Here is a 2,500-nt window from a genome sequence, read left to right as displayed (position 1 = left end):
TCAGACCCGAAACCGAGTGATCTAGGCATGGCCAGGTTGAAGGTTAGGTAACACTAACTGGAGGACCGAACCCACATCCGTTGAAAAGGATCGGGATGAGCTGTGCCTAGGGGTGAAAGGCCAATCAAACTCGGAGATAGCTGGTTCTCTGCGAAATCTATTTAGGTAGAGCGTCATCCGAATACCCCCGGGGGTAGAGCACTGGATGGGTAATGGGGCCCCACAGGCTTACTGATCCTAACCAAACTCCGAATACCGGGGAGTACTAGATGGCAGACACACTGCGGATGCTAACGTCCGTAGTGGAGAGGGAAACAACCCTGACCTACAGCTAAGGCCCCTAATTCATGGCTAAGTGGGAAAGCAGGTGGGACGACCAAAACAACCAGGAGGTTGGCTTAGAAGCAGCCATCCTTTAAAGATAGCGTAACAGCTCACTGGTCTAAATAAGTTGTCCTGCGGCGAAGATGTAACGGGGCTCAAGCCATGAGCCGAAGCTTAGGATGCACATAGTGCATGGTAGCAGAGCGTAGTGTGACATAGTTCCATGTCTCTTTAGCCTTCCTCGGAGGGCCTTGGAGACGCGGAGCTTTCTGTGAAGCCGGCGCGTGAGCGATCCGGTGGAGAGATCACTAGCGAGAATGATGACATGAGTAGCGACAAAGAGTGTGAGAGACACTCTCGCCGAAAGTCCAAGGGTTCCTGCTTAAAGCTAATCTGAGCAGGGTAAGCCGGCCCCTAAGCCGAGGCCGAAAGGCGTAGGCGATGGGAACCACGTTAATATTCGTGGGCCAGATGGAAGTGACGGATCTCGAAGATTGTTCCTCCTTATTGGATTGGGGGGGCCGTTCAGAGGTTCCTGGAAATAGCTCCATCATGAGACCGTACCCTAAACCGACACAGGTGGACTGGTAGAGAATACCAAGGCGCTTGAGAGAACGATGTTGAAGGAACTCGGCAAAATACCTCCGTAAGTTCGCGAGAAGGAGGCCCGGTTCCTAGGCAACTAGGGGCTGGGGGCACAAACCAGGGGGTGGCGACTGTTTACTAAAAACACAGGGCTCTGCGAAGTCGCAAGACGACGTATAGGGTCTGACGCCTGCCCGGTGCCTGAAGGTTAAAAGGAGGGGTGAGAGCTCTGAATTGAAGCCCAGGTAAACGGCGGCCGTAACTATAACGGTCCTAAGGTAGCGAAATTCCTTGTCGGGTAAGTTCCGACCTGCACGAATGGCGTAACGACTTCCCCGCTGTCTCCAACATCGACTCAGCGAAATTGAATTGCCTGTCAAGATGCAGGCTTCCCGCGGTTAGACGGAAAGACCCCGTGCACCTTTACTACAGCTTCGCACTGGCATCAGGACTGCATTGTGCAGGATAGGTGGTGGGCTTTGAAGCAGGGACGCCAGTCCCTGTGGAGCCTCCCTTGAGATACCACCCTATGCATTCTTGATGTCTAACCGCGGTCCGTTATCCGGATCCGGGACCCTGCGTGGCGGGTAGTTTGACTGGGGCGGTCGCCTCCTAAAGCGTAACGGAGGCGCGCGAAGGTTGGCTCAGAGCGGTCGGAAATCGCTCGTTGAGTGCAATGGCAGAAGCCAGCCTGACTGCGAGACTGACAAGTCGAGCAGAGTCGAAAGACGGCCATAGTGATCCGGTGGTCCCAAGTGGGAGGGCCATCGCTCAACGGATAAAAGGTACGCCGGGGATAACAGGCTGATACTGCCCAAGAGTCCATATCGACGGCAGTGTTTGGCACCTCGATGTCGGCTCATCTCATCCTGGGGCTGGAGCAGGTCCCAAGGGTACGGCTGTTCGCCGTTTAAAGAGGTACGTGAGCTGGGTTTAGAACGTCGTGAGACAGTTCGGTCCCTATCTGCCGTGGGTGTAGGATACTTGAGAGGAGTTGCCCCTAGTACGAGAGGACCGGGGTGAACGATCCACTGGTGGACCAGTTGTCATGCCAATGGCAGTGCTGGGTAGCTATGATCGGAAAGGATAACCGCTGAAGGCATCTAAGCGGGAAGCCCCCCTCAAAACAAGGTATCCCTGAGGACCGTGGTAGACCACCACGTCGATAGGCCAGAGGTGTAAGCGCAGCAATGCGTTCAGCTGACTGGTACTAATGGTCCGATAGGCTTGATTTGATCCAGTAATGATAAAACCGACGCTCTATGCGAGCAGCGGTCTGGACCAAGATCAAAAGCACGACACCAAAACAGCGTACTGACTTGGACAACAATCGTCGCACCCGGATGACAACGGTGTGGGAACGCGTATTGCTTCGCAATACGCTGCCTCCCACCAATCGCATCTGCGATGCGATCTGCATCTTTCTCGGTTTGGTGGTCATAGCGTGAGCAAAACACCCGGCTCCATTCCGAACCCGGCCGTTAAGTGCCACCGCGCCAATGGTACTGCGTCTCAAGACGTGGGAGAGTAGGTCACCGCCAAACCTAGTAAGATGCAGATTTGATCTGGACACACCCAGCTTTCCACGGTG

The 2,500-nt window shown here is 54.6% G+C and carries 2 rRNA genes (1 of these 2 cut by a window edge); both read left to right on the top strand.

Annotated features, from left to right (window positions below):
* Positions 1-2,144 (top strand): 23S ribosomal RNA (locus ACGKZZ_RS16900) (it extends 690 nt beyond the left edge of the window).
* Between the two features lie 194 nt (positions 2,145-2,338).
* Positions 2,339-2,453 (top strand): 5S ribosomal RNA (gene rrf, locus ACGKZZ_RS16895).
* Positions 2,454-2,500: the final 47 nt, after the last annotated feature.

The sequence above is a fragment of the Marivita sp. S2033 genome, assembly GCF_046592965.1.
Taxonomy (GTDB): domain Bacteria; phylum Pseudomonadota; class Alphaproteobacteria; order Rhodobacterales; family Rhodobacteraceae; genus Marivita.
The sequence above is the reverse complement of the archived record's forward strand: the minus strand, read 5'-3'. Positions and strand labels throughout refer to the sequence as shown.